This is a genomic window from Bacillus cereus group sp. N31 (genome assembly GCF_016483245.1).
Lineage (GTDB): Bacteria > Bacillota > Bacilli > Bacillales > Bacillaceae_G > Bacillus_A > Bacillus_A toyonensis.
Genome location: NZ_JAEHCH010000022.1, coordinates 1 through 23944 on the forward strand (window position 1 = coordinate 1; position 23944 = coordinate 23944).

Genomic DNA, 23944 nt, shown 5'->3' on the forward strand with positions numbered 1-23944 from the left:
AACATACCTCCCGCAAAACTTCCTGGGAAAAATCCGCCGCCCCATGAGCCGCCGCCCCCCCAGCCCCATCCACCACCGTGATGATGATGGTGATGATCATAATGGTTGTGTCCTCCATGATGATTATGTCCGCCATTATGATGGTGTCCTCCATGATGATTGCGATAATACACTCCGTTATTTTCTATATAATTCATTATTCACCTCTCCCTTTCAATTTCCTCACTTTAATATTGTATGAATAATACGGATCTTGTTGGTAATCTGGATAATAAGCATAATTCGAGTAATATGGATAACCATATCCGCCATGACCAAATCCTCCAATTGGACGACCATACATTTTATTCATCCCTTTTGCTATATAAAGTAAAATTTTAATCGGCGCGGGCTTTGTCCCTCCCCCACTGATTATTAGCCCAAATCAATCGGGCATTTATGGACAATCATTTCCCGCCTAACTTCCTTGCACTCATCGAATTTTGAGATGGGATTTTTACTACCCAGCAAATAGCGGGATAACAACGTAACAATATACTGTATGTAGGACAAATGCGGAAAGTATAGGACAAATGTCTATATTTTGTAAAAAAAACAAAACACTTTATAATAAGGATGTCAGATTATATCTTCTATTTAAGAAGTCTATATTTAAGAAAGATTAGAGGAATTATATAGAAATGAAGAAACCTATCGTTCAATTATTATTAATATTTACAATCGTATCTATCGTTCTTTTCCTATTAAATACATCGGTTATTTCGTTATATACGTTTGTCGGTGCTCTATGGTCCATCACAATCGTAGGAATTTCATTCGTTATTTTTATAGAAAATAGATCTCCCCAAAGTACTTTAGCTTGGTTTTTAGTATTAGCACTTCTTCCCGTTGTAGGTGTACTTTTATACTCTATTTTCGGGCGTAGCCGTTGGAGAAGAAAAAAACATCTCCATCGTTCAGAAGAACAAAGAAAATTATTCCGCGAAATATTAGAAGGAAGACGACTAGAATTATCACTCACAGTCCCATTACATGAACGTTCCATACATTTAACAGAAGTCGTACAAAAATTTGGAGGCGGGCCTGCCGCAGATAGAACGACGACAAAACTTTTAACAAACGGCGATCAAACCTTTTCAGAAATTTTGCAAGCAATCGAGAATGCAAAACATCACATACATATTCAATACTATATTTATAAATCTGATGAGATTGGTACAAAAGTACGAGATGCTTTAATACAAAAGGCAAACGAGGGTGTTATTGTACGCTTCCTTTATGATGGACTCGGAAGTAATACGTTAAGACGACGATTTTTACAACCTATGAAAAAAGCTGGAATTGAAATTGTCGAATTTGACCCTATTTTTTCAGCTTGGTTACTGGAGACAGTTAATTATCGTAATCATCGTAAAATCGTCATTGTAGATGGAGAAATTGGTTTTACCGGAGGGCTTAACGTAGGTGATGAATATCTTGGTCGCTCAAAAAAATTCCCTGTTTGGCGTGATAGCCATTTAAAAATAGAAGGAAAAGCATTGTATAAATTACAAGCCATCTTTCTAGAAGATTGGCTTTATGCGTCTAGTGGATTGAATACTTATTCTTGGGATCAATTTATGAATAGACAATACTTCCCAGGAAAAGAAATTCTGGATGCAACAGGTGCGGTGCAAATTGTAGCAAGTGGACCAAGCTCAGATGATAAAAGCATTCGTAATACATTACTAGCTGTTATGGGCTCAGCCAAAAAATCTATTTGGATCGCTACACCATACTTTATTCCGGATCAAGAAACTTTAACATTATTACGCTTAAGTGCGATATCTGGCATAGATGTACGCATTTTATATCCTGGTAAGAGTGATAGTATTATTAGCGATCAAGCATCTCAATCCTATTTCACTCCACTTTTAAAAGCCGGTGCTTCTATTTACAGCTATAAAGATGGATTTATGCACGCAAAGATTGTACTCGTTGACGATAAAATTGCAACAATCGGAACAGCAAATATGGATGTACGTAGCTTTGAATTAAATTATGAAATTATTAGCGTACTCTATGAATCAGAAACCGTTCATGATATTAAACGCGATTTTGAAGAAGACTTTAAACACTCTACTGAAATTAAATGGAACTCATTCCAAAAAAGAAGTATCAAAAAAAGAATATTAGAGTCCTTTATGCGACTGATTTCTCCTTTACTATAAGCAATCAATGTGATATTGATTGCTTTTTCTTTTATATTTCCCCCTTCTCCTTTTCTTTGCATACCATATTAAAACAAGTTATCATAAGATGTATTACTTTATGAAAATAATGTTAGGTGGGAAATACATGTTAGAACAATTTCATATACATTCTGATTTAAAACAGCAGCTTTCTACAATTCATGAAAAGAATAAACAAGAAGCTGGTGAAAATGCTCATTTAATCGGTACTAAAATATATAAAGCATCTGATAACAGCATTATCGAAGATGCTATTACGGCACTTCTTCTTGGCAAAAATATTCTATTAAAAGGACCAACTGGTAGTGGTAAAACGGTACTAGCGGAAACTCTTTCTTCTTTATTCCAAAAACCAATGCATAGCATTAACTGTTCTGTCGATTTAGATGTGGAAGGTATTTTAGGATACAACACATTACAAACGAAAGACGGAGCATCTGAAGTTACGTTCGTTAACGGTCCTCTTATGAAAGCAATGAAGAACGGTCACTTCCTATATATTGATGAAATCAATATGGCAAAACCTGAAACGTTACCACTTCTTCACGGTGCACTAGATTACCGTAAAATGATTACAAACCCATTTACACAAGAAGTTGTATACGGTGATGACGAATATCGCGTAATTGCTGCGATTAACGAAGGTTACGTTGGGACAAGTGAACTAAACGAAGCATTAAAAAACCGTTTTGTTATTATTGAAGTTCCTTATATTCAAGGTGACACATTAAAAGAACTATTACTATCTGAATCAAAATTAAATGATGTTGCAACAATTGAAAAGTTCGTTGCATTTGCAAGCGACCTTATGCCTTTAGCTCGTGATGGCCGTGTAAGTGAAGAAGCAGCAAGTATTCGTGGTATTATCGACGCATGCGATTTAGGTGTATATATTCCTGTTATGCGTGCTATTGAGCGAAGCATTATTGCGAAATTAAATGATGAAACAGAACAAATGACTGTCCGTGAATTAGCAGAAAGTTATTTCTTTGAGGGATAATTCATGAGACAAATTTTTAGTGACAAAAAAATTGATGCGTCGCTGTTTCTACAAATGGAAAACTTAATGTATGCCCTTCTAAAAGAAGACGATGCCTATCTTGAATATGGCTATAAAGCATACTACGACGAAATTGAAAAAAAGGTTGTCATTAGTCACTTTTGGGATGATCGAAAAGAAGAAGATACAGTAATCGGATTAAAAAGCGAAGTGTTCTTAAAAGCACTTGGTAATAAACATTACTCGGACATGGCTTTAATTCGTTCTTACGCGATTGAATTACAAGAATCGCCCCTAAAGAAGTTCTTAACACAATTATTTGTTCTATTAGAAGATTTACGTGTCGAGGAAATCGTAAAAAACTTACGACCTGGCACGAAACATATTTTTAAACGCCGAAAAGAAATGTACCGCAATTACTTCGGCTCACAAAATGAAATAAACCGCGTTCGTAACTATCACGGTGATCGTCTATTTTGTCTATGTTACCTTTCATTAACGAGCGATAAATATGAAATGTTTACTAATGAATATTTCGAGCAAATTGAAGTAATTTTGCATGAGACATTCCAAGCCCGTAATACCGAAGATATTATGTATATCGTTGAGAAAATTCGCTACCGCTTAGAGGAGCTTCTTGAAAATGATATGCTTAACAATTATTTCGGACATGCTCCGCTTTATTTATCTGTCATTGCAGATGAAAAGAACTGCCGCGTTGAAGATTTAGCAAATGATGATACGCAGCTCATAGATGACGATGACAATAAAAACAAAATGGATGAAAGCTTCTCCACATGGCATCGTGAAAATAAAAATAACGAAAACGAGAACTTTTTACGCTTTGAATTAGAAAGCGGAACAAAAACAAACATGATGGGTGATACTGCTCGTGAATCAGAAGATGGCGATCAAGCACTTGGTTCTGTACAAGGTACTTCTCAAAAAAGTACACAATCCAACTTTGATGGTGCTGATACAGAAGAAGCAAGAGCTTCACACGCTTCTAGCCAAAGCGAGGGTGCATATGGTAAGTATAATGTAGGTGCCTCTCATACATTTAAAGAAGCTCGCAAATCAAATCCTGACGAGAAAAAAGATTACCAAGCTATCAAATCAGTCGTTAATAAAGATGTAAAAGAATTAAAGAAAATTATCGAAAAAACGATTGAAAATAAAACGAATGCAAATAGTGATAAATACTACGGAAGACTTCGGAAGAAATTCCTTCGTATTTATACTGAAAAGCAGCCGCGCATGTTTTATAAAAAAGGACAAGAATCGCAAGAGCTCGACGTTGCATTCCAACTATTAGTGGATTGTTCTGGTTCTATGTATAACAAAATGGAAGAAACGAAGAAGAGTGTTGTCTTATTCCATGAAGCGTTGAAATCTTTAAAAATCCCGCACGCTATTAGCGGATTTTGGGAAGATGCTTCTAGTGCTAAACCTGAAGATAAACCGAACGTTATCCATGAGGTTGTAAATTACAAAAACTCAACGTTACCAAACGTTGGTCCAGAAATTATGCAACTTCGTGAAGAAGAAGATAACCGCGACGGATATATTATTCGTATCGTTTCTGAAAAGCTTGCGAAAAGACCAGAAAAACATAAATTTCTATTAGTCTTCACAGACGGTGAACCTTCTGCCCTAGACTATCAACAAGACGGAATTTTAGATACGCATGAAGCTGTGAAACTCGCTCGTAAAAGTGGTATGGAAGTAATCGGTATCTTCATCGAAGAAGGCGAAGCGAAAGAAGCGACTTATCAATTAATGAAAAACATTTATAATCATCACTTCTTAGTTGCAAATCATGCTGAAGATTTACGATTGAAGATTAAACCATTGCTGAAAAAACTATTACTGAAGACGATTGAATAGAAAAAAGGAGCCTTTTGGCTCCTTTTTTCTCGTTCAATTACTTTTTTTCTGGTTGAAACTTGTATGGAATGGCTACTTCTAACAATGACTCGAATCCTCCATCGTAGAATGGGAATCGTTCATTTGCGATTGTTCGCTCCACCCACTCTATCGCAGAAATTTCTCTCTCATCTTCTGCATGTAGCTCGCCCGTTAGTACTTTCGCTCGAAATGTAAAAAGTAGTGCGTGATTCCCGGATTCTTCAAAGAATTTTTCATTGATTGCAACAAGTCCACCTGCCATAGCAGTTAAACCTGTCTCTTCTTTTACTTCCCTTACTAGAGCTTCCTCTAACGTTTCACCCTTTTTAACAGCCCCGCCTGGCAATGAGCAAACGTTTTGTTCTACATTATGTACCATTAATATTTTATCTGTTTCTTCGTCATGTATTAGTGCATATACGACATCAACTCTTTGCATGTTATTTTCACCCTCTCAAAAAGAATGAAGAGCCGATTCCTAAGAATCGACCCTTCCTATTAATTCATCACTAACTCAGCTGTGAGCTTTTTTTTTAACTTAGCCAACATGTCCGTTGTCATTTTGTCTAAATCGTATTCTGCTTTAAAGCCCCACTCTTTCATTGCTGCTGTTGCATCAATAGAGTTTGGCCAGCTATCAGCGATTGTTTGACGAGCTGGATCTACTGCGTAATCCATTGTAAACGTCGGAATGTGTTTACGAATTGATGCTGCAATTTGCTCTGGCTCGAAGCTCATTGCTGTAATGTTGAACGCATTTCTATGCACTAGCTTACTTGAATCAGCTTCCATTAATGAAATGATCGCTTGTAAAGCATCTGGCATATACATCATATCCATGTACGTTCCTTCAGCAATGTATGAGGTGTATGCACCTTTTTTAATCGCCTCATAATAAATTTCAACTGCATAGTCAGTTGTTCCGCCTCCTGGAGGAGCTACGTAAGAAATTAAGCCTGGGAAACGTACACCGCGCGTATCAACGCCAAACTTTTGATGATAATAATCACATAGTAATTCTCCTGCTACTTTGTTTACCCCATACATCGTAGTAGGACGCTGAATTGTATCTTGTGGCGTATTATCTTTCGGCGTTGATGGACCGAATGCACCGATAGAACTTGGCGTGAAAAACTTACAGTTTAATTCACGAGCTGCTTCTAATGCATTTACAAGTCCACCCATATTTAAATTCCAAGCAAATAACGGATTTTTTTCTGCTGTTGCTGAAAGTAAAGCTGCTAAATGAATAATTGCATCTACTTCATTACGCTTTGCAATATCATGTAGTTTTTGCCCATCTGTTACATCTAACGTTTCAAATGGACCAGACGTTACTACTTCACTATCTGTTTCACGAATATCTGTTGCAATAACGTTTGATGCGCCGTATACATCACGAAGTTTCATTACTAGTTCAGAACCAATTTGCCCTAAAGAACCGGTTACTAGAATTTTTTTCATTTTCCCCACTCCTCATTTGCAAGCTATTCAAAAGATGTCGTTACTTAAATGATGCCCATTTCTTTCCCTACTTTTTCATATTTAAGAATTGCTTCATCTAGCATTTCCTTCGTATGAGCTGCTGTAGGCATATTACGAACGCGTCCTGTTCCTTTAGCTACAGTTGGGAACACGATAGATTTTGCATATACGCCTTCTTCATTTAGACGTCTACTAAATTCTTGTGTTAATACTTCATCACCAATAATACAAGGTGTAATTGGCGTTTCACTTTCTCCGATGTTAAAGCCAAGTTCTTTTAACCCTTGTTTTAAATAGCGACCATTTTCCCATAAACGATCGTGTAACTCTGTGCTTTCCATTAAGATTTCAATTGATCTCATGCAAGCTGCTGCATCAGCTGGTGTTAATGCTGTAGAGAATAAGAATGGACGTGAACGAACTTTTAACCAATCAATTAAGTTTTGTTTCCCTGCTACATATCCACCAATTACCCCAATTGCTTTTGATAATGTACCAATTTGGAAATCAACTCTATCAGAAAGACCGAAGTGCTTCACAGTACCTGCACCTTTTCCAAGTACCCCTGAACCATGTGCATCATCTACATATGTCATTAAATCTAGCTCTTCTGCAATCTCAACAATTTCTGGTAATTTTGCAATATCTCCATCCATTGAGAAAACACCGTCTGTAATAACCATTAATTTATTGTAAAGACCTGATTCTTTCGCCGCGATTGCTTTTTGGCGTAAATCTTCCATATCAGAATGTTTATAAACGATGATTTTCGCTCTTGATAGACGACTACCATCAATAATAGATGCATGATTTAATTCATCTGAAAGAATCGCATCATTTTTATCCATAACAGCTGAAATCGCTGCCATATTACAATTAAATCCTGATTGATAAGCAATTGCTGCTTCTGTATGTTTAAACTTTGCAATTGTTTCTTCTAATTTAATATGCAAATCTAAAGTACCGTTAATTGTACGAACAGCTCCTGCTCCAACACCGTACTTATGAATTGCACCAATCGCTGCTTCTTGTAAGCGATTATCAGTCGCTAATCCAAGATAGTTGTTTGAAGATAAGTTAATATATTCTTTGCCGCCAATTGTAATAATCGGTCCATTTGGACTTTCAAGCGGATCAATTACGTTATAAAGCCCCTTTGATTTTAAATCCTCTAAATTTTCTTCTAAAAATTTCGCAAGTGTTTTACTAGACATCGTGAAGCCTCCCATCGTTCATGTAAGCGGATTATTGTCTTAATAGTTCTAATAATCCCTCTACTAGCTTAACACGTTTTCAGAATTTATTATAGAAAAATAGTTTAAAGAAACCGCTTACAAATTTTAATTATATATGATTCATTACAAGAAATCTATCATTTACATTCCATATTTGATAGAATTAAAAAAATATTTAGGGAGGCTTCAAACATGGCATTTACAGAATCTGATGTATATAATAACGAAGCGTTTTTTGAGCAATATATGAAACGAAGATACCGCGAAAATAGCCCCAATGAATCCATTGAAAAGCCAGCATTCTTTCAACTCATTGGTGATGTAAAAGGAAAACAAATTCTCGATTTAGGTTGTGGCGATGCTAAGTTTGGCGAGGAATTATTAGAAAACGGATGCCACTCTTACACTGGCATTGAAGGCTCTCAGCTTATGTATGAAAAAGCTAAAAAACAACTAGAAAATAAAAATGGATCTGTTCATTTGATAAACCTCAAAGATTATACATACTCCCCATCCACTTTTGATTTAGTCACATCTAGACTCGCTTTACATTATATTGAACATCTTCATATCATTTTTCAAAATGTGTACAAAACTTTAAAAACAAATGGAACCTTCATCTTTAGCGTTCAACATCCTGTTATTACCTCTTCATTTGAAAGCTTGCAAACGAGTGGTAAAAGAACGAGCTGGTTCGTCGATGATTATTTTAAACTAGGCAAACGGGTTGAACCATGGATTGACCAAGAAGTTATTAAATATCATCGTACAACGGAAGAGTATTTCACATTATTACAGCAAGCCGGATTTACCATTATAAATCTAAAAGAAGCTACACCAAATCAAACCTATTTTCAAAGTGAAGAGGAATATGAACGACGTTTACGAATTCCCCTCTTTCTATTATTTTCTTGCAAAAAATAAAAAGACGATGAATCCCCATCGTCTTTTTTCGTTATCTCATTGCTTGAGCAACTTCTTTAACTAATCGTCTTCCTCTTCCGTGCGGGATACATAGTGGTGTTCCAAACAACGGATCCGTACTGATTTGACACTCCATACGGAATACATCCCGAACTAACTTCTGGTCAATAACTTCTTCTGGTTTACCTTGTGCATATATTCGTTTATCTTGAATAGCTACAATGTTGTCTGCATAACGGCATGCCAAATTCAAATCGTGTAATACCATAACAATTGTTCGTTGCTCTGTTTCATTTAATTCGAATAATAAATCTAGCACTTCAATTTGGTGAGTCATATCTAAATATGTAGTTGGCTCATCCAGTAAAATAATGTCTGTATCTTGTGCAAGCGTCATTGCAATCCAAGCACGTTGACGTTGCCCACCTGAAAGAGCATGCACATCCCGCTCAGCAAATTCTGTCATACCTGTTGCTGCAAGTGCCTTCTGTACCATTTCCTCGTCTTTTTCTGACCATTGCTTTAACCAAGTTTGATATGGATAACGTCCTTGCTTTACAAGTTGCAATACTGTAAGCCCTTCTGGTGCTTGAGGTCCTTGCGGTAAGATTGCCATTTGACGAGCAATTTGCTTCGTTTGCATACTTTGTAACGCTTGATTATCTAACAAAATGTCACCATTTGTTGGCTTCAATAATCTAGCTAGTGAACGTAATAAAGTTGATTTTCCACAACCGTTAGAACCGATGAAGATTGTAATTTCACCTTTTGGAATTTCTAAATCCAACTCATCGATAATAATTGTTTCACCATAAGACAGCGTCAAACGTTTCGTCTCCAATGCTTTTTGCATATTCATCTCCCTTTATGAATTCCGACTTTTATAAAGTAAATAAATAAAATAAGGTGCACCAATTGCTGATGTAAATACCCCTGCTGGAATTTCAAGTGGTGTGAAAATTGTGCGCCCAATTAAATCCGCAGCGAGTACTAAAATTGCACCGACAATAGCTGCAACTGGGAGTAATGCACCGTATAAAGAACCAACTAATCTTCGCGAAATATGAGGTGCCATTAAACCAACAAATCCAATCCCTCCGGCAAAGGCAACGGCCCCACCAATTAAAGCTGTACTAAGTAATAACATAAATACACGCGACTTCGTTAAAGGAACACCAAGCCCTACCGCTATATCATCCCCTAGCTCTTGTGCATTTAAATGTCTAGCAGCGATAAAGGATATTACCGTTAAAATGAGAACCCAAGGCGCAAGTACCATCACATTTTGCCATGAAGAGCCGTAAACAGTACCTGTAATCCATACATTTGCTTGGCTCGCTTGATAAATTGGTGCTAATAACATAAATAACGTTGTTGCCGCTTTCGTTAACGCCCAAAATCCAACACCAATTAAAACAAGACTAATCGGTGATAAGCCATCATTTTTCCATGCAAATAAATATACAAAAAGCGCTACAATCGTCGCTCCAGCAAAAGCTGCGAGCGGCATATAATGAATGCTTACTGTTAGCGCATTGTTTTTATCACTAAATATAGCTAAAAAGAGTACAACTGCTACGCTTGCACCACCTGTAATTCCAATGATATCAGGGGAAGCAAGCGGATTTCTAACAAGCCCTTGTAAAATACAACCTGCTACAGCAAGTGCAATTCCTACAAGGATCGCAATTAAAATACGCGGCATACGAAACTTATTTACAACCATATTTGACATCGCATCGCCATTTCCAGTAATCGCTTGCCATACGTCATAAGGAGCAATCTTCATATCTCCCATACCTGCACTTGCAAAAAATAATCCTATTAAAATTACTAATAAACTCACCAAGACGAGACTAGCTCGTTTATACATTAAAAACGAGAATCCATCTTTTCCTATACGAAACGGGATATACTTCTTCATTTGCTAAGCCCTCTCTTACGTGCAATATAAATAAAGAATGGGGCCCCTATAAATGCTGTCATAACCCCTACTGGTACTTCTTGTGGCATAATGACATATCTTGCGGCTATATCCGCTAAGATTAATAGTATTGCACCTAACAATCCGCTATAGGGCACTCTCCATCTGTGGTCAACTCCAACAAGAAATCTGGCAAAATGCGGAGTTACAATTCCTATAAATCCTATTGGGCCAGCAACCGCAACTGAACCACCCGACAACAATACAATAATGAGTAGTACGAATGATTTCATTAAAATTGTTCGTTGTCCGAGACCTTTTGCAACATCTTCTCCCATCATCAATGTATTTACTTTCCCTGCCATCATAAGAGAGGCAATCCATCCTACTAATAAATACGGAAATACAGATTGTAAAATTTCTATTTTTCTTCCTTGTACAGATCCGGCAAGCCAAAACAATACTTCTTCCATTGCCTTTTCATTCAAAACAAGCAACCCTTGTGTTAATGATGAAAATAAAGCACTTATCGCGACACCTGCTAATGTTAACTTAAGAGGAGTCGTCCCTTCTTTTCCTAAAGAACTAGAAGCAAATACAAGTACAGCTGCAATTGCCGCTCCTAAAAAGGCAATCCACGTGAAAGCCGATAATGACGTCACGGAAAAGATAACAATTGCTACAACTATGAAGAACGCAGCGCCTGAATTTAATCCAATAAAATCTGGTGAAGCAAGTGGATTCTTAGTTAAAGTTTGCATAAGACAGCCTGCAATGGCTAAACTAGCACCAACACTAGCTGCAATTAACGCCCTAGGCAGACGTACATTTTGAATAATAATATGTTCATTGGAACCATTAAAATGAAAAAAAGCATCCAATGCTAGTTTCCAACTCGTATTTGTATATCCGAAAATAATACTTCCCCAAATACAAATAACGACTGCAATGATTCCAACAAATAATCCAATCCATTTTGCTCGATTTGTTTTTAATAACATGCAGCGTTTCCCCTTCAATGTATAATGATACGTTGTTAGTGTATTTCAACTTAATTCTCATTGTCAACGGAAATGAGAATTATTTTCAGCCATATGTATTGACAATCAAAAGATAAAGGCTTAATATCATGCTTGCTATTGAAAAATATTCTCAACATGTAGGGGGTACATAATGAATTTCATGCGGAAAAAATCGTTTACAGTATTTGTATTTTTACTAGCATTTTCAATGCTTTTAAGTGCTTGTGGAAAATCAAATAACAAAGAAGAATCTACAAAAGAAGATAATAAAAAAGAAGTGGTTACTGTAGAACATGCAATGGGTAAAACAGAAGTTCCTGCTAATCCAAAACGTGTAGTTATCTTAACAAATGAAGGAACTGAAGCTTTACTTGAATTAGGTGTGAAACCAGTTGGTGCTGTAAAGTCTTGGACTGGTGACCCATGGTATCCACATATTAAGGATAAAATGAAAGATGTAAAAGTTGTTGGTGATGAAGGACAAGTTAACGTTGAAACAATTGCTTCTTTAAAACCAGACTTAATTATTGGTAACAAAATGCGCCACGAAAAAGTGTACGAACAACTAAAAGCAATTGCACCTACTGTGTTCTCAGAAACATTACGTGGTGAATGGAAAGATAACTTCAAATTTTATGCAAAAGCATTAAATAAAGAAAAAGAAGGCCAAAAGGTTTTAGCTGATTACGAAACACGTATGAAAGATTTAAAAGGCAAACTTGGTGATAAAGTAAATCAAGAAATTTCTATGGTACGCTTTATGCCTGGTGATGTTCGTATTTATCACGGTGATACATTCTCTGGTGTTATTTTAAAAGAACTTGGATTTAAACGTCCTGGTGATCAAAATAAAGATGATTTTGCAGAGCGTAACGTATCTAAAGAACGTATTTCGGCAATGGATGGCGATGTATTATTCTACTTCACATTCGATAAAGGCAATGAGAAAAAAGGTTCTGATCTAGAAAAAGAATATATAAACGATCCTCTATTTAAAAACTTAAATGCAGTAAAGAACGGAAAAGCATACAAAGTTGACGATGTTATTTGGAATACAGCTGGCGGTGTAATGGCTGCTAACTTGCTACTAGACGACATTGAAAAACGCTTCGTTAAATAAATTTATTCTAACCAGCTCCCCTCTTTTATGGAGCTGGTTTTTTCATTTCACTGAAGTGTCACATTATTTCATTTTGTATTTTTATTCCCAATATGTTATATTATAAAAGTAAATAGAATATATTTTCTCTATATCAGAATAAATATTTTAATCTAAATTTTCTGATTAATCACTATTTTAAATTCGTTTAGAATTCAATTACTACATTTGAAAACGCTTATTATCGAGTTTTCAGGGCAAAATACAATAACGGTTGAAGAAAATAGAACTTTTTTAGAAATTTTCTTTCTATTTCCATATAATTCTATTGACTTCTAAATATTTTGTAAATTAAAATGATTACATAAATATCCGTTATACAGGATTAGGGGGAAACAAAAATGGATGCAGCTTTAAAATTAGACAAAGCTGGAGAGCAACAATCACCAAAAAAACATCCACCAGGGTTATACTTGTTGTTCTTTACAGAAGCATGGGAAAGATTTAGTTATTACGGAATGCGTGGCTTATTAGTTCTTTATTTAACAACGAGCTTAGTAAGCGGCGGTTTAGGCTTTGATAAAGCAGTTGCAGTTCAAATTTACGGTATTTTCACAATGCTTGTATATTTCACACCTATTATTGGTGGCTGGTTAACTGACCATTTCATTACGAAACGACACGCCATTACTATTGGCGGTATCATTATGGCGATTGGTAACTTCGTACTATTTTCAATGAATACGAAAACTGGACTATTTTTAGGATTAGGATTATTAGTTATCGGTAACGGATTCTTCAAACCAAATATTTCGACTTTATTAGGTCAATTATATAGCGACAACGATTCTCGTCGTGATAGTGCCTTCACTATCTTCTACATGGGAATCAACTTAGGAGCTCTTATCGCTCCATTCATTTGCGGTTACTTCGCAGATTACAGATACGGTTTCTTAACAGCTTGTATCGGTATGATTATTGGGCAGATTGCATTTAACTTATTAGCACCTCGTTACTTAGGATCAGCTGGAACAACAGTTGTGGGTAAAAAATCTAAAGAACAAAATGCAAAAGCTGTTGAGAAAAAACCTTTAACACCACAAGAGAAAAAACGTACTGTTGCAATTTTAATTTTAACTTGTTTCGTTGTATTCTTCTGGGCAGGATTTGAACAAGCTGGTAGTTCTTTAACACTTTACACAGATAAGTTCGTAGATCGTACAATTGGTGGATTTACAATTCCAACACCTTGGTTCCAATCTGTAAACCCATTATTCATTATCTTATTAGCATTACCAGTTTCTGCATTATGGATTAAACTTTCAAAAACAAAAAATGGTGATTTAAAAATCCCTACAAAAATGGCTTTTGGTATGATTTTACTAGGAGTCGGGTACTTAGTTTTAACTTTAGCTGTTCTAAAAACTGGTAGCGATGAAGGTAACATTACAATGAAAGCAAACTTACTATTCATTGTATTCACTTACATGTTCCACACAATCGGTGAACTATTCTTATCACCAATTGGATTATCTATGGTAAGTGCAATCGCTCCTGTTAAATTAGCATCATTATTAATGGGTGTATGGTTAGCTGGTACTGGCTTTGCAAACTTATTAGCAGGACAATTAGCTGCTTTCACTCAATCTTTAGGATATTTAGAAGTATTTGCAAGCATCGGTGTTATCGTAATCGTACTAGGATTAGTACTTCTTATGTTCTCTAAGAAAATTGCACATATGATGGAATAACAAAAAGACGCTTCTAAAATTAGAAGCGTCTTTTTTATTATTTCTCCTCTAAAGCCGTCACGTCCACATGAACGCTCTCACCAGGATTAGATACGTCATACACTTGGGCACTCCCCTTCTGCTCATCACAGCTCTCAATCCATACTGGTACGCCCTCATATGTAACGTCAATTCTACTTGAAGAAGATAAGATTTGTTTCACACGTTGCACATCCATACTACTATCCCTCCTTTTGCTTACTACACTCCTTTGTATTTTTTCTTTTCCTTTTAGAATATATTCCGTAAGGCAGCATGTTGATTGATAGTCATTTCTTCCTCACATGTTAATATTTACTCTATCGCTACCTTTCTGACAAATAAAAAAAGACGTATATTCCACACGTCTTTTTCCATAATATTCAAATTTTAAGAAAATAATGTTTTTACTACTGCACTTACTTTATCATTATGGATTTGATAATACACTTCTAATCCTCGTCTCTCAAAGCGTACTACCTTATTTTGCTTTAACTTCGTTAAATGTTGTGAAACCGTTGATTGCGGAATTTCTAATACTTCCTGTAGTTGTGTTACATTACACGTTCCACGTTGCATTAGTTCCATTACTAGGCGTAGACGCAACGGATGCGCTAACGCTCTTAACATTTGTACATCTTCTTCTGAAATACGACATTCGAATTGATTTTGGCTCATAAAGTTCCCCTCATTTTCGTTTTTATTTTCTTTTTATTTATTTATATATCTGTTCTTATATTTCCTGTTACGACATAACTTTATCAACCTATAACGCTGAAAATTTTTTCCACCTTTATCAGCATAGAATTCAGGAAAAAATCCTTACTGATTTTGAATATTATACTATATGATATAACGAAAAAGCAAAACAAAGGGCTACAAATACTTTGCTTGCAAACGTTGTTTTATCAGGCTTTTTGTTATATTTTCACCTCATTGAAACGCAAAGTAATGATATTGTAAAATACCGTCTATAATTGATAAACTTCCGTAAAGTAGTTGGAGTATACTTAACCTCTTTGTTACACTAAAAGGAATTTTCAGTAAAAAGAGATGCTCTAGTATTAAGAATTTGCTTCTTATTTTTTATTCATATTACATTTGGCTGGAACGTTATTCAAAACCTCATAATGAAATAAACCACTCCTTCCCCCACTAGATCAAACAGGACAGATAAGTGCAATATATCAAACTTTATATTCGATACAAAAGACGGCATCTACTATACACCTATTGGGACAATGACATATGAACAAAATACTCACTGAATAAAGTTTCACTTTAAAAAGCGCACTCAAATACATTTAAGTGCGCTTTTTGTCTACTTTATGAACAAAGCTTTCTTTTAACACTATTATGGAATAATTATACTTTTTTACGTTGACAATAGTGTTGAAGGAGAATATACTAAGCATGTAAGTTGATTGTGAATTGTTTCACAAATAATGTGAATTTCTTCACATATAATAGATAGGAGTTGTCATTATTATGAGTACTTGGACACAAATTTATGACCCATTAAACAACATTTGGTTATCTGCACTAATCGCAGCACTTCCAATTTTTTGCTTCATTATTTGTTTAGTGGGATTCAAAATGAAAGGTTACATGGCTGGTCTTTACAGTGTAATTGTTGCTATTATTCTTGCTATATTTGTTTATAAAATGCCTACAACTGCAGCAGTAGCATCTGCCGGATTTGGTGTTTTATCTGGATTTTATCCAATTTGTACTATCGTTATCGCAGCTATCTTCCTTTACAAATTAACTGTTAAAACAGAACAATTCAATGTCATTCGTGATAGCATTTCAAGTATTACAAATGATCAACGTTTACAAGTATTATTAATCGCTTATTCTTTCGGCGCTTTCTTAGAAGGCGCAGCTGGTTTCGGTGTTCCGGTTGCTATTACAGCTGCATTACTTGTAGGTATGGGCTTTAATCCATTAAAAGCAGCGGGTATTTGCTTAGTAGCTAACATCGCTGGTGGTGCTATGGGGGCTATGGGTATTCCAGTTACAGTACCTGCACAATTAACTGGAATAGATGCATTAACTGTCGGTCGTCAAGCAGTTTACATTTTGCCATTCATTAGCATTGTTTTACCGTTCTTACTTGTTTCAATGGTAGATGGATTTAAAGGCATTAAAGAAACTTGGCAAGGTATTCTTGTAAGTGGTGTTTCTTTCGCAATTACTCAGTTCGTTGTAACTTACTTCTTAGGCGCTGAACTTACTAATATTTTCGCAGCAGTCATAAGTATGGTCGCTCTTGCATTATTCTTACGTGTTTGGCAACCAAAATCTTCTGCTAAAGAAGAAAAACAAGAAGAAAAAGAGTCTCATACATTCAATCAAATTTTATATGCTTGGTCTCCATTCGTATTCTTAACTGCATTTGTAACAATCTTTAATTTAAAACCAATTAAAGCTTTATTTGCTCCGGATGGTCCATTAGCAAACTTAGTATTTAACATTCAATTTCCTGGTCTTCATAATCAAGTTATAAAAACTGCACCAATCACAAAAGCTGATACACCTTTCGCAGCGATTTTCAAACTAGATGTATTCTCTTCTACAACTACTGCGATTGTATTAGCAATTATCGTTTCACTTATCGTCTACCGTGTAAACGGCAAAATGATTAAAGAATTAATGATTGAAACAATAAAAGAATTAAAGGTTCCAGTATATACAATTTGTAGCGTTATCGCTTTAGCTTACGTAGAGAACTACTCTGGTATGTCATCTACACTTGGACTTGCATTCTCTTCTACTGGAAATGCATTCCCTATTCTTTCTCCAATCTTAGGATGGATTGGCGTATTCATTACTGGTTCAGTAGTATCTAGTGGTTCACTATTCGCACCACTTCAAGCAGTAACTGCCGATCAATTAAACATCGTCCCATCTACTCTCGTTTCATTAAACGTAGTTGGTGGCACAATAGCAAAAATGGTTTCACCACAATCCATAGCAGTTGCTTGTGCGGCAGTTGGACTAGTTGGTAAAGAATCTGCTCTATTTAAAACAGTGATGAAATATAGTTTAATCTTCTTAGCTATTATTAGCTTACTTCAATTAAATGCTGTATTTAATATCTTTTAAAAATAAAACACCGATCCAAATGGATCGGTGTTTTTTACATTACATTTTTTTATCCCGCATTAACGTGGGATGCTCCCCCACTGATTAAAGTTTCACTTTATCCTTTAATAAAGAAACTCCAGCAATTTCAGGGTGAGTCATTTCGAATGGATCTAAAATAATATCCAATTCTTCTTCTGTTAGTACACCATGCTCTAAACATAACTCTCTAACAGATTTCCCTGTTTCAATCGCTTCGCGAGCAATGCGAGATGCTGCTTCATAACCAATGTGAGGGTTAACTGCTGTAATAATTCCAACACTTTTCTCAACATATTGCTTCAGCAATTCTTCATTTGCTGTAATTCCTTTAATACAGTATTCTCGGAATACACGGAATCCGTTATTCATAATACTAATAGATTGAATTAAATTAAATACAAGCACAGGCTCCATTACGTTTAATTCTAATTGTCCTGCTTCTGAAGCCAAGCAAATTGTATGATCATTACCAATTACTTGGAAAGCAACTTGATTAATTACTTCTGCCATAACTGGATTTACTTTACCTGGCATAATAGATGAACCTGGTTGGCGTGCAGGCAATTGAATCTCTGCTAATCCGACACGTGGCCCAGACGCCATAATACGAAGATCGTTTGCAATTTTAGACATATTCATCATACATACTTTTAATGCCGCAGATACTTCTGTGTATGCGTCTGTGTTTTGCGTTGCATCAACTAAATGCTCTGCGCCGACAAGTGGGAATCCGCTAAATGTTCGTAAATGTTTTACCACTTGTTCAATGTACGTAGGATTTGCATTTAATCCCGTACCAACAGCTGTCGCCCCCATATTCACTTCATATAAATGTTGACGAGACTGTTTAATTCTTTTTATATCACGCGCAAGCACGCGGCTATACGCTTCAAATTCTTGTCCAAGGCGAATTGGCACTGCATCTTGTAAATGTGTGCGTCCCATTTTAATGACGTGATCGAACTCTTTTGCCTTTGTACGGAAAGCAGCATGAAGTTCTTCCATTGTAATAAGAAGCTCTTCTAACATCATAAGAGTTGCAATATGAATTCCCGTTGGAAACGCATCATTTGTTGACTGAGCCATGTTCACATGCGTGTTTGGGCTAATTTTCGCATACTCACCTTTTTTGTATCCCATACGTTCTAATGCTCTATTCGCAATTACTTCATTTGTATTCATATTAATGGAAGTTCCAGCACCGCCTTGAATTGGGTCCACAATAAATTGATCATGGAACTTTCCATCAACAATTTCTTGTGCTGCTTCCGCAATTTCTTGCCCAATATCTTTAGCTAAATAACCGGTATCCATATTCGCAAGTGCCGCCGCCTTTTTCACAATTGCCATTGCCGTAATGAGTGACGGATGAATGCGATATCCTGTAATTGGAAAGTTTTCTACGGCACGTAATGTTTGTACACCATAATAAGCTACACTTGGTACTTCCTTTTCACCTAAAAAATCTTTTTCTATACGTATATCCTTCGTTGCTATCATTTGCATCACCTATACTTTTTTCATTCTAAATCCTTATCTAAAAAATCCGCCATCTCAAAATACGAGTATTATTCAGAAGAATTTTTCAGTATCCACCTTCACTATATAGTACCTCTTTTGAAAGCGCAAACATTTAATTTTCTATATATCCTTTTTATTAAAGTTTATAGAAAATCATTCTTCTACTTTCTTTATCTCCACTCGTTTAATTTGATGCATATCCTTTTCAAGGACTTTAAAATAAAAGCCATGTTTCTCAATAACATCCCCTTCAGCAACGACTTGTTTTTGTACCATGATCCAACCACCAATTGTATCTACATCATCTGCAACCAAATGTATGCCAAATAAATCATTTACTTCACTAATAAGCACTTTTCCCTCTACAATTTTACATCCTTCGCTTATGTGTTCGATAGGCGGGTGTTCATCTTCATCGTATTCATCTCGAATTTCTCCAACAATTTCTTCTAAAATATCTTCTAGCGTGACAATGCCTGCTGTACCACCATATTCATCATATAATACAGCTAACGGAATTCGCCTTCTTTGCATTTGTAATAGCAAATCATGAATTGGGATATTTTCTAATACTTCAATAACTGGCCTTGTATATGGTGTAATCGAGCACTCTTCCTCTCGATTGCCATCCATATAACGAATAAATAAATCTTTTACATTAACCATTCCGATAATCTCATCTTTATCTTCACCAAATACAGGATATCTCGTATATTTTTCTTGCGCAATTACTGTAATATGTGTTTCAAACGGCTCGTCCTCATATAATCCTACAACTTCCGTACGAGGTACCATAATTTCCTTTGCTACTCTATTATCGAATTCAAAAATATTATTTACGTATTTAAATTCCCTTTGATTAATCTCTCCGCTCTCATAGCTCTCCGATAAGATTAACCTTAATTCTTCTTCTGAATGAGCTACTTCATGTTCAGAAGCTGGATGTAATCCAAATAAACCTGTTACAAGCCTTGCCGAACCATTTAAAGCCCAAATAAACGGATACATAACTCGGTAAAAATAAATAAGTGGCTTCGATAATAATAAGCTAACTTGCTCTGACCTTTGTATAGCTAATGTTTTTGGGGCAAGTTCCCCAATAACAACATGTAAAAATGTAATCACTGCAAAGGCAATAATAAATGAAATTGTACTAGCAATGGCAGGAGATAATTGTAACTTTAAGAACAATGGCTCGAGTAAATGTTTTATAGTCGGCTCTCCTAACCACCCGAGCCCTAACGCAGTAATCGTAATACCTAACTGACATGCTGATAAATACTCATCTAAATTTGCAGTTACTTTTTTAGCAGCCAATGCACCTCGTCGTTTTTCAGTAACGAGTTGATCAATGCGACTGCTACGCACCTTAATAATTGCAAACTCAACAGCCACAAAAAAAGCTGTTAATGCAATAAGAATGGCTACCATCAATAATTTTAAAATATCCACATATGTCCTTTAGCTTTCTTAGCTAAAGTTACACCTCCTTTTAAAAAGAAGTTTCACTTTAGTTTCTTCAATTATTAGAAAGCAACCCTATATAAAATTCACCAATTTTCAAACCTCATATAATTCTAAAGGTAAACCGTCAGGATCTTGGAAAAAGACGAATTTCTTCCCCGTTATTTCATCAATACGTATCGATTCCGTCTCAACACCACATTGATTCAAATGCGTCACAGCTTCTTCTATATTTATAACTGCAAATGCTAAATGTCTAAGGCCAGCTACTTCTGGAAAACTTGGGCGCTCAGGCGGACTTGGAAATGAAAATAATTCTATTTGATACTCTTCTCCTACACATAAATCCAACTTATAAGAATCGCGTTCCTTTCTATATACTTCATTTATCACTTTAAAACCTAATATTATAGTATAAAAATATTTTGACACTTCATAATTCGAACAAATAATTGCAACGTGATGCACTTTACATATATTCATGATTTCTCTATTCCTTTCTTTACCAAAGATGCATATTCTCCCTTGAAATGAAAAACATATATAGCAGAACATCTCTTTTAGGGGGCTTACTATGAAATTTATCACTTTTTTTGTCGGACTTATCGTCGTTTTCTTCCTTGCTTATATTGCTAGCAATAATAAGAAACACATTAAATTCAAACCTATTTTCATCATGCTTATTATACAGTTAATTTTAACCTATTTATTATTAAATACAGAAATTGGTCTCATACTTATTCGGTTCATTTCCAGCCTTTTCACAAAGCTACTCGAGTATGCTGCTGATGGTATAAACTTTGTGTTTGGCGGTCTTGCAAATAAAGGTGAGATGTCGTTTTTCCTTACTGTATTATTACCGATTGTCTTTATTTCCGTCTTAATTGGTATATTACAACATTTCAAAATACTACCATTTTTTATTCATTGGATTGGTTTCTTTCTTAGCAAGATAAATGGTCTTGGGAAATTAGAATCTTACAATGCCATCGCTTCCGCTATTGTCGGCCAATCAGAAGTGTTTATTACGGTAAAAAAGCAATTAGCACAAATTCCAAAACACCGTCTTTATACACTTTGTGCATCAGCCATGTCAACAGTATCTATGTCTATCGTAGGTGCCTATATGACGATGATTGAACCTAAATATGTAGTAACCGCACTCGTTCTCAATTTATTTAGCGGTTTTATTATCATACTCATCATTAACCCTTACGACGTTAAAGATGAAGAAGATATTTTGGAAATAAAAGGTGAAAAGCAAAGTTTCTTTGAAATGCTTGGCGAATATATTCTTGATGGTTTCCGGGTAGCCATTGTCGTTGGCGCCATGCTCATCGGATTCGTAGCATTGATTAGCTGCATTAATGACCTATTCCTCATTATATTCGGCATTACTTTTCAGCAATTAATCGGCTACGTATTTGCACCTATTGCATTTCTTATTGGTGTACCAAGTTCTGAAATTGTCGCAGCTGGTAGCATTATGGCAACGAAACTTGTAACGAATGAATTTGTAGCAATGATGGATCTTAGTAAAATTTCCAATAGCCTTTCTCCCCGTACAGTTGGTATCATTTCTGTTTTCCTCGTTTCTTTTGCCAACTTTTCTTCTATTGGAATTATTTCCGGTGCAGTAAAAGGGTTAAACGAAGACCAAGGAAATGTTGTGGCAAGGTTTGGGCTTAAATTACTATATGGAGCTACTCTCGTTAGTATTTTATCTGCAATTATCGTAAGTATTATGTTGTAATTAGGTAAAATTTTATCATTTTCTTATCCCTATCTTTTGTATACAATAACGAATAGGTGTCTTATAAAGTGAAACTTTACTCAGAGGGGACTATCCCCCTCTGAGTATTAGCCTTCACCAATCGGGCTTTTACGGGCAGTTAACTCCCACCTAACTTCCTTGCATTCGCTGGACTTTGAGGTGGGAGTTTTACTGCCCGTTAATGCGGGATAAATAATCAAGACATCTATTTTTTATACATGTACAATCGCTTTTATTTAGCGTAAAATATTTTTTATGTGTTTTAATACACCTAGATGTATACACTTTGATAGTTTTAAAGGAGAAAAAATGATGAAATCCGACACAAACAACAATATGCGAGCCAAAAAAGGACGCTCAAAGAAAAAACGCCTACTTTGGTTCCTTCTTATTCCATTACTAATTGTAGCACTTGGAGCAGGAGGTTACTCCTTCCATATATACAGTAAAGCAAAATCCATTTTAAATAACGCTTATTCTGAACTAGGTCGAGGAGATAAATCCAACAAACGTGAAAAAGCAGTTAAACCTATGACTGATAACATTTCCGTACTTATTATGGGTGTTGATGAAAGTGATATTAGAGAAAAAAATTATGGAAAAGCAACTCGTACGGATGCGCTATTACTTGCAACCATTAATAAAAACGATAAATCCGTTAAACTTGTAAGCATTCCACGTGACTCACGCGTCTACATTAAGTCACGTGATAAATACGATAAAATTACACATGCACACGTATTCGGCGGTGTAGACAGCACGATTGATACAGTAGAGAACTTTTTAGACGTTCCTGTTGACTACTACGTAAAATTTAACTTTAAATCCTTTATCAAAATCGTTGATTCCCTTGGCGGTATTACTGTCGATGTTCCTGTTGAGTTTACAGAACAAAATAGTAAAGACGAAGCAAATGCAATTCATCTTAAAAAAGGACGTCAACATTTAAACGGAGAAGAGGCACTTGCACTAGCTAGAACTCGTCACATCGATAGCGATTATATGCGCGGTCAACGACAACAACTTGTTTTAGAAGCTATTGCCGAAAAAGCACTATCTCTTAATTCCATTAATAAAATCGGTGGCCTACTAGATGCTGTCGATAATGATTTAAAAACAAATTTAACTTTTGATGATATGATGACAATTGCAAAAAATTCAATGGATTCAAGTTTAAAAATGGACAAATTTCAAGTGGAAGGTACAGATAAATATATAGATGGTATTTATTATTACGTTCCAAACGAAAAAAGCGTCAATAATATATCGACAACACTTCAAGAACATCTCGGTGTTACGAATAAAAATGAGCATAAAAAATTATAATAAAAAGGCTGCTAGATTTTTCTAGACAGCCTTTTTATTATAATTTCCAACAAATTTTTCATGCATATTGTGACAAAAAGAGACAATTATTACAACAGTGTAACATTTTTTATAAAAACATTACACACACAGT

At 35.5% G+C, this 23944-nt stretch carries 21 protein-coding genes and 1 pseudogene; 9 read left to right on the plus strand and 13 right to left on the minus strand.

From position 1 onward, the window contains the following. Together JDS81_RS22340 and JDS81_RS22345 are read right to left on the minus strand one after the other, a co-directional pair. Nucleotides 1–197, minus strand: a pseudogene (locus tag JDS81_RS22340) (cobalt transporter); the annotation flags it as partial. Beyond that, nucleotides 197–343 (minus strand): hypothetical protein, encoded by a 147-nt coding sequence (locus JDS81_RS22345; RefSeq protein ID WP_000274355.1) that lies wholly within the window; start codon nucleotides 341–343, stop codon nucleotides 197–199. The gene JDS81_RS22345 and the pseudogene JDS81_RS22340, both read right to left, overlap by 1 nt. A 337-nt stretch (nucleotides 344–680) precedes the next feature. Here JDS81_RS22345 and JDS81_RS22350 point away from each other — a divergent pair, with 337 nt between their 5' ends. The 3 genes from JDS81_RS22350 to JDS81_RS22360 all read left to right on the plus strand — a co-directional run bounded on the left by JDS81_RS22350 (nucleotide 681) and on the right by JDS81_RS22360 (nucleotide 5118). Beyond that, nucleotides 681–2210, plus strand: a complete 1530-nt coding sequence (locus JDS81_RS22350) for a cardiolipin synthase (RefSeq protein ID WP_000743022.1) — start codon at nucleotides 681–683, stop codon at nucleotides 2208–2210. A gap of 127 nt (nucleotides 2211–2337) precedes the next feature. Beyond that, on the plus strand, nucleotides 2338–3231 hold the full coding sequence (locus tag JDS81_RS22355; RefSeq protein WP_000892990.1) for an ATP-binding protein: 894 nt from the start codon (nucleotides 2338–2340) through the stop codon (nucleotides 3229–3231). 3 nt (nucleotides 3232–3234) lie between these two features. Next, nucleotides 3235–5118: a vWA domain-containing protein gene (locus JDS81_RS22360; protein ID WP_001248839.1), complete on the plus strand. Its 1884-nt coding sequence runs from the start codon at nucleotides 3235–3237 to the stop codon at nucleotides 5116–5118. A gap of 37 nt (nucleotides 5119–5155) precedes the next feature. Here JDS81_RS22360 and JDS81_RS22365 read toward each other — a convergent pair whose 3' ends face one another. From JDS81_RS22365 to JDS81_RS22375, 3 genes are read right to left on the minus strand one after another with little or no spacing between them, the layout of a single operon-like run. Beyond that, nucleotides 5156–5578, minus strand: a complete 423-nt coding sequence (locus JDS81_RS22365) for an NUDIX hydrolase (RefSeq protein WP_097954867.1) — start codon at nucleotides 5576–5578, stop codon at nucleotides 5156–5158. A gap of 59 nt (nucleotides 5579–5637) precedes the next feature. Next, nucleotides 5638–6603, minus strand: coding sequence for an L-threonine 3-dehydrogenase (locus JDS81_RS22370; protein ID WP_097954866.1), 966 nt, complete (start codon nucleotides 6601–6603; stop codon nucleotides 5638–5640). Nucleotides 6604–6647: 44 nt separating this feature from the next. After that, nucleotides 6648–7838 (minus strand): glycine C-acetyltransferase, encoded by a 1191-nt coding sequence (locus tag JDS81_RS22375; RefSeq protein WP_000095899.1) that lies wholly within the window; start codon nucleotides 7836–7838, stop codon nucleotides 6648–6650. Nucleotides 7839–8051: 213 nt separating this feature from the next. Here JDS81_RS22375 and JDS81_RS22380 point away from each other — a divergent pair, with 213 nt between their 5' ends. Then, nucleotides 8052–8783, plus strand: a complete 732-nt coding sequence (locus JDS81_RS22380) for a class I SAM-dependent methyltransferase (protein WP_000885937.1) — start codon at nucleotides 8052–8054, stop codon at nucleotides 8781–8783. A gap of 31 nt (nucleotides 8784–8814) precedes the next feature. Here JDS81_RS22380 and JDS81_RS22385 read toward each other — a convergent pair whose 3' ends face one another. From JDS81_RS22385 to JDS81_RS22395, 3 genes are read right to left on the minus strand one after another with little or no spacing between them, the layout of a single operon-like run. Continuing rightward, nucleotides 8815–9636 (minus strand): ABC transporter ATP-binding protein, encoded by an 822-nt coding sequence (locus tag JDS81_RS22385; protein ID WP_001167946.1) that lies wholly within the window; start codon nucleotides 9634–9636, stop codon nucleotides 8815–8817. A gap of 12 nt (nucleotides 9637–9648) precedes the next feature. After that, nucleotides 9649–10707 carry a FecCD family ABC transporter permease gene (locus tag JDS81_RS22390; protein WP_000760041.1) on the minus strand — a complete coding sequence of 353 codons (1059 nt, stop codon included), beginning with the start codon at nucleotides 10705–10707 and terminating at the stop codon, nucleotides 9649–9651. Continuing rightward, nucleotides 10704–11708, minus strand: coding sequence for a FecCD family ABC transporter permease (locus tag JDS81_RS22395; RefSeq protein ID WP_000925228.1), 1005 nt, complete (start codon nucleotides 11706–11708; stop codon nucleotides 10704–10706). Before JDS81_RS22395 ends, JDS81_RS22390 begins: the two co-directional genes overlap by 4 nt. Before the next feature lie 172 nt (nucleotides 11709–11880). Between JDS81_RS22395 and JDS81_RS22400 the strand changes: the two genes are divergently transcribed. Then, nucleotides 11881–12849, plus strand: coding sequence for an ABC transporter substrate-binding protein (locus JDS81_RS22400; RefSeq protein ID WP_097953041.1), 969 nt, complete (start codon nucleotides 11881–11883; stop codon nucleotides 12847–12849). A gap of 380 nt (nucleotides 12850–13229) precedes the next feature. Continuing rightward, complete coding sequence (locus JDS81_RS22405) at nucleotides 13230–14579, plus strand: peptide MFS transporter (protein WP_000338302.1); 1350 nt, start codon at nucleotides 13230–13232, stop codon at nucleotides 14577–14579. Between the two features lie 37 nt (nucleotides 14580–14616). Here JDS81_RS22405 and JDS81_RS22410 read toward each other — a convergent pair whose 3' ends face one another. Beyond that, nucleotides 14617–14796, minus strand: coding sequence for an acid-soluble spore protein H (locus JDS81_RS22410; protein ID WP_000383125.1), 180 nt, complete (start codon nucleotides 14794–14796; stop codon nucleotides 14617–14619). A 191-nt stretch (nucleotides 14797–14987) separates the two neighbouring features. After that, nucleotides 14988–15275, minus strand: a complete 288-nt coding sequence (locus JDS81_RS22415) for an ArsR/SmtB family transcription factor (protein ID WP_000081428.1) — start codon at nucleotides 15273–15275, stop codon at nucleotides 14988–14990. An 810-nt stretch (nucleotides 15276–16085) separates the two neighbouring features. Here JDS81_RS22415 and JDS81_RS22420 point away from each other — a divergent pair. Next, nucleotides 16086–17705 carry a lactate permease LctP family transporter gene (locus JDS81_RS22420; RefSeq protein ID WP_097953042.1) on the plus strand — a complete coding sequence of 540 codons (1620 nt, stop codon included), beginning with the start codon at nucleotides 16086–16088 and terminating at the stop codon, nucleotides 17703–17705. A gap of 84 nt (nucleotides 17706–17789) precedes the next feature. Here the strand turns inward: JDS81_RS22420 and aspA are convergent, their stop codons facing one another. The 3 genes from aspA to gloA2 all read right to left on the minus strand — a co-directional run bounded on the left by aspA (nucleotide 17790) and on the right by gloA2 (nucleotide 21194). Then, nucleotides 17790–19226: an aspartate ammonia-lyase gene (gene aspA / locus JDS81_RS22425; protein WP_097953043.1), complete on the minus strand. Its 1437-nt coding sequence runs from the start codon at nucleotides 19224–19226 to the stop codon at nucleotides 17790–17792. Nucleotides 19227–19400: 174 nt separating this feature from the next. Then, nucleotides 19401–20699, minus strand: coding sequence for a hemolysin family protein (locus JDS81_RS22430; RefSeq protein WP_000353290.1), 1299 nt, complete (start codon nucleotides 20697–20699; stop codon nucleotides 19401–19403). Between the two features lie 108 nt (nucleotides 20700–20807). After that, complete coding sequence (gene gloA2 / locus JDS81_RS22435; RefSeq protein WP_097953044.1) at nucleotides 20808–21194, minus strand: SMU1112c/YaeR family gloxylase I-like metalloprotein; 387 nt, start codon at nucleotides 21192–21194, stop codon at nucleotides 20808–20810. Nucleotides 21195–21285: 91 nt separating this feature from the next. Here gloA2 and JDS81_RS22440 point away from each other — a divergent pair, with 91 nt between their 5' ends. After that, nucleotides 21286–22464, plus strand: a complete 1179-nt coding sequence (locus tag JDS81_RS22440) for a NupC/NupG family nucleoside CNT transporter (RefSeq protein WP_000668851.1) — start codon at nucleotides 21286–21288, stop codon at nucleotides 22462–22464. 330 nt (nucleotides 22465–22794) lie between these two features. Next, nucleotides 22795–23811 carry an LCP family protein gene (locus tag JDS81_RS22445; RefSeq protein WP_002105716.1) on the plus strand — a complete coding sequence of 339 codons (1017 nt, stop codon included), beginning with the start codon at nucleotides 22795–22797 and terminating at the stop codon, nucleotides 23809–23811. Nucleotides 23812–23944: the final 133 nt, after the last annotated feature.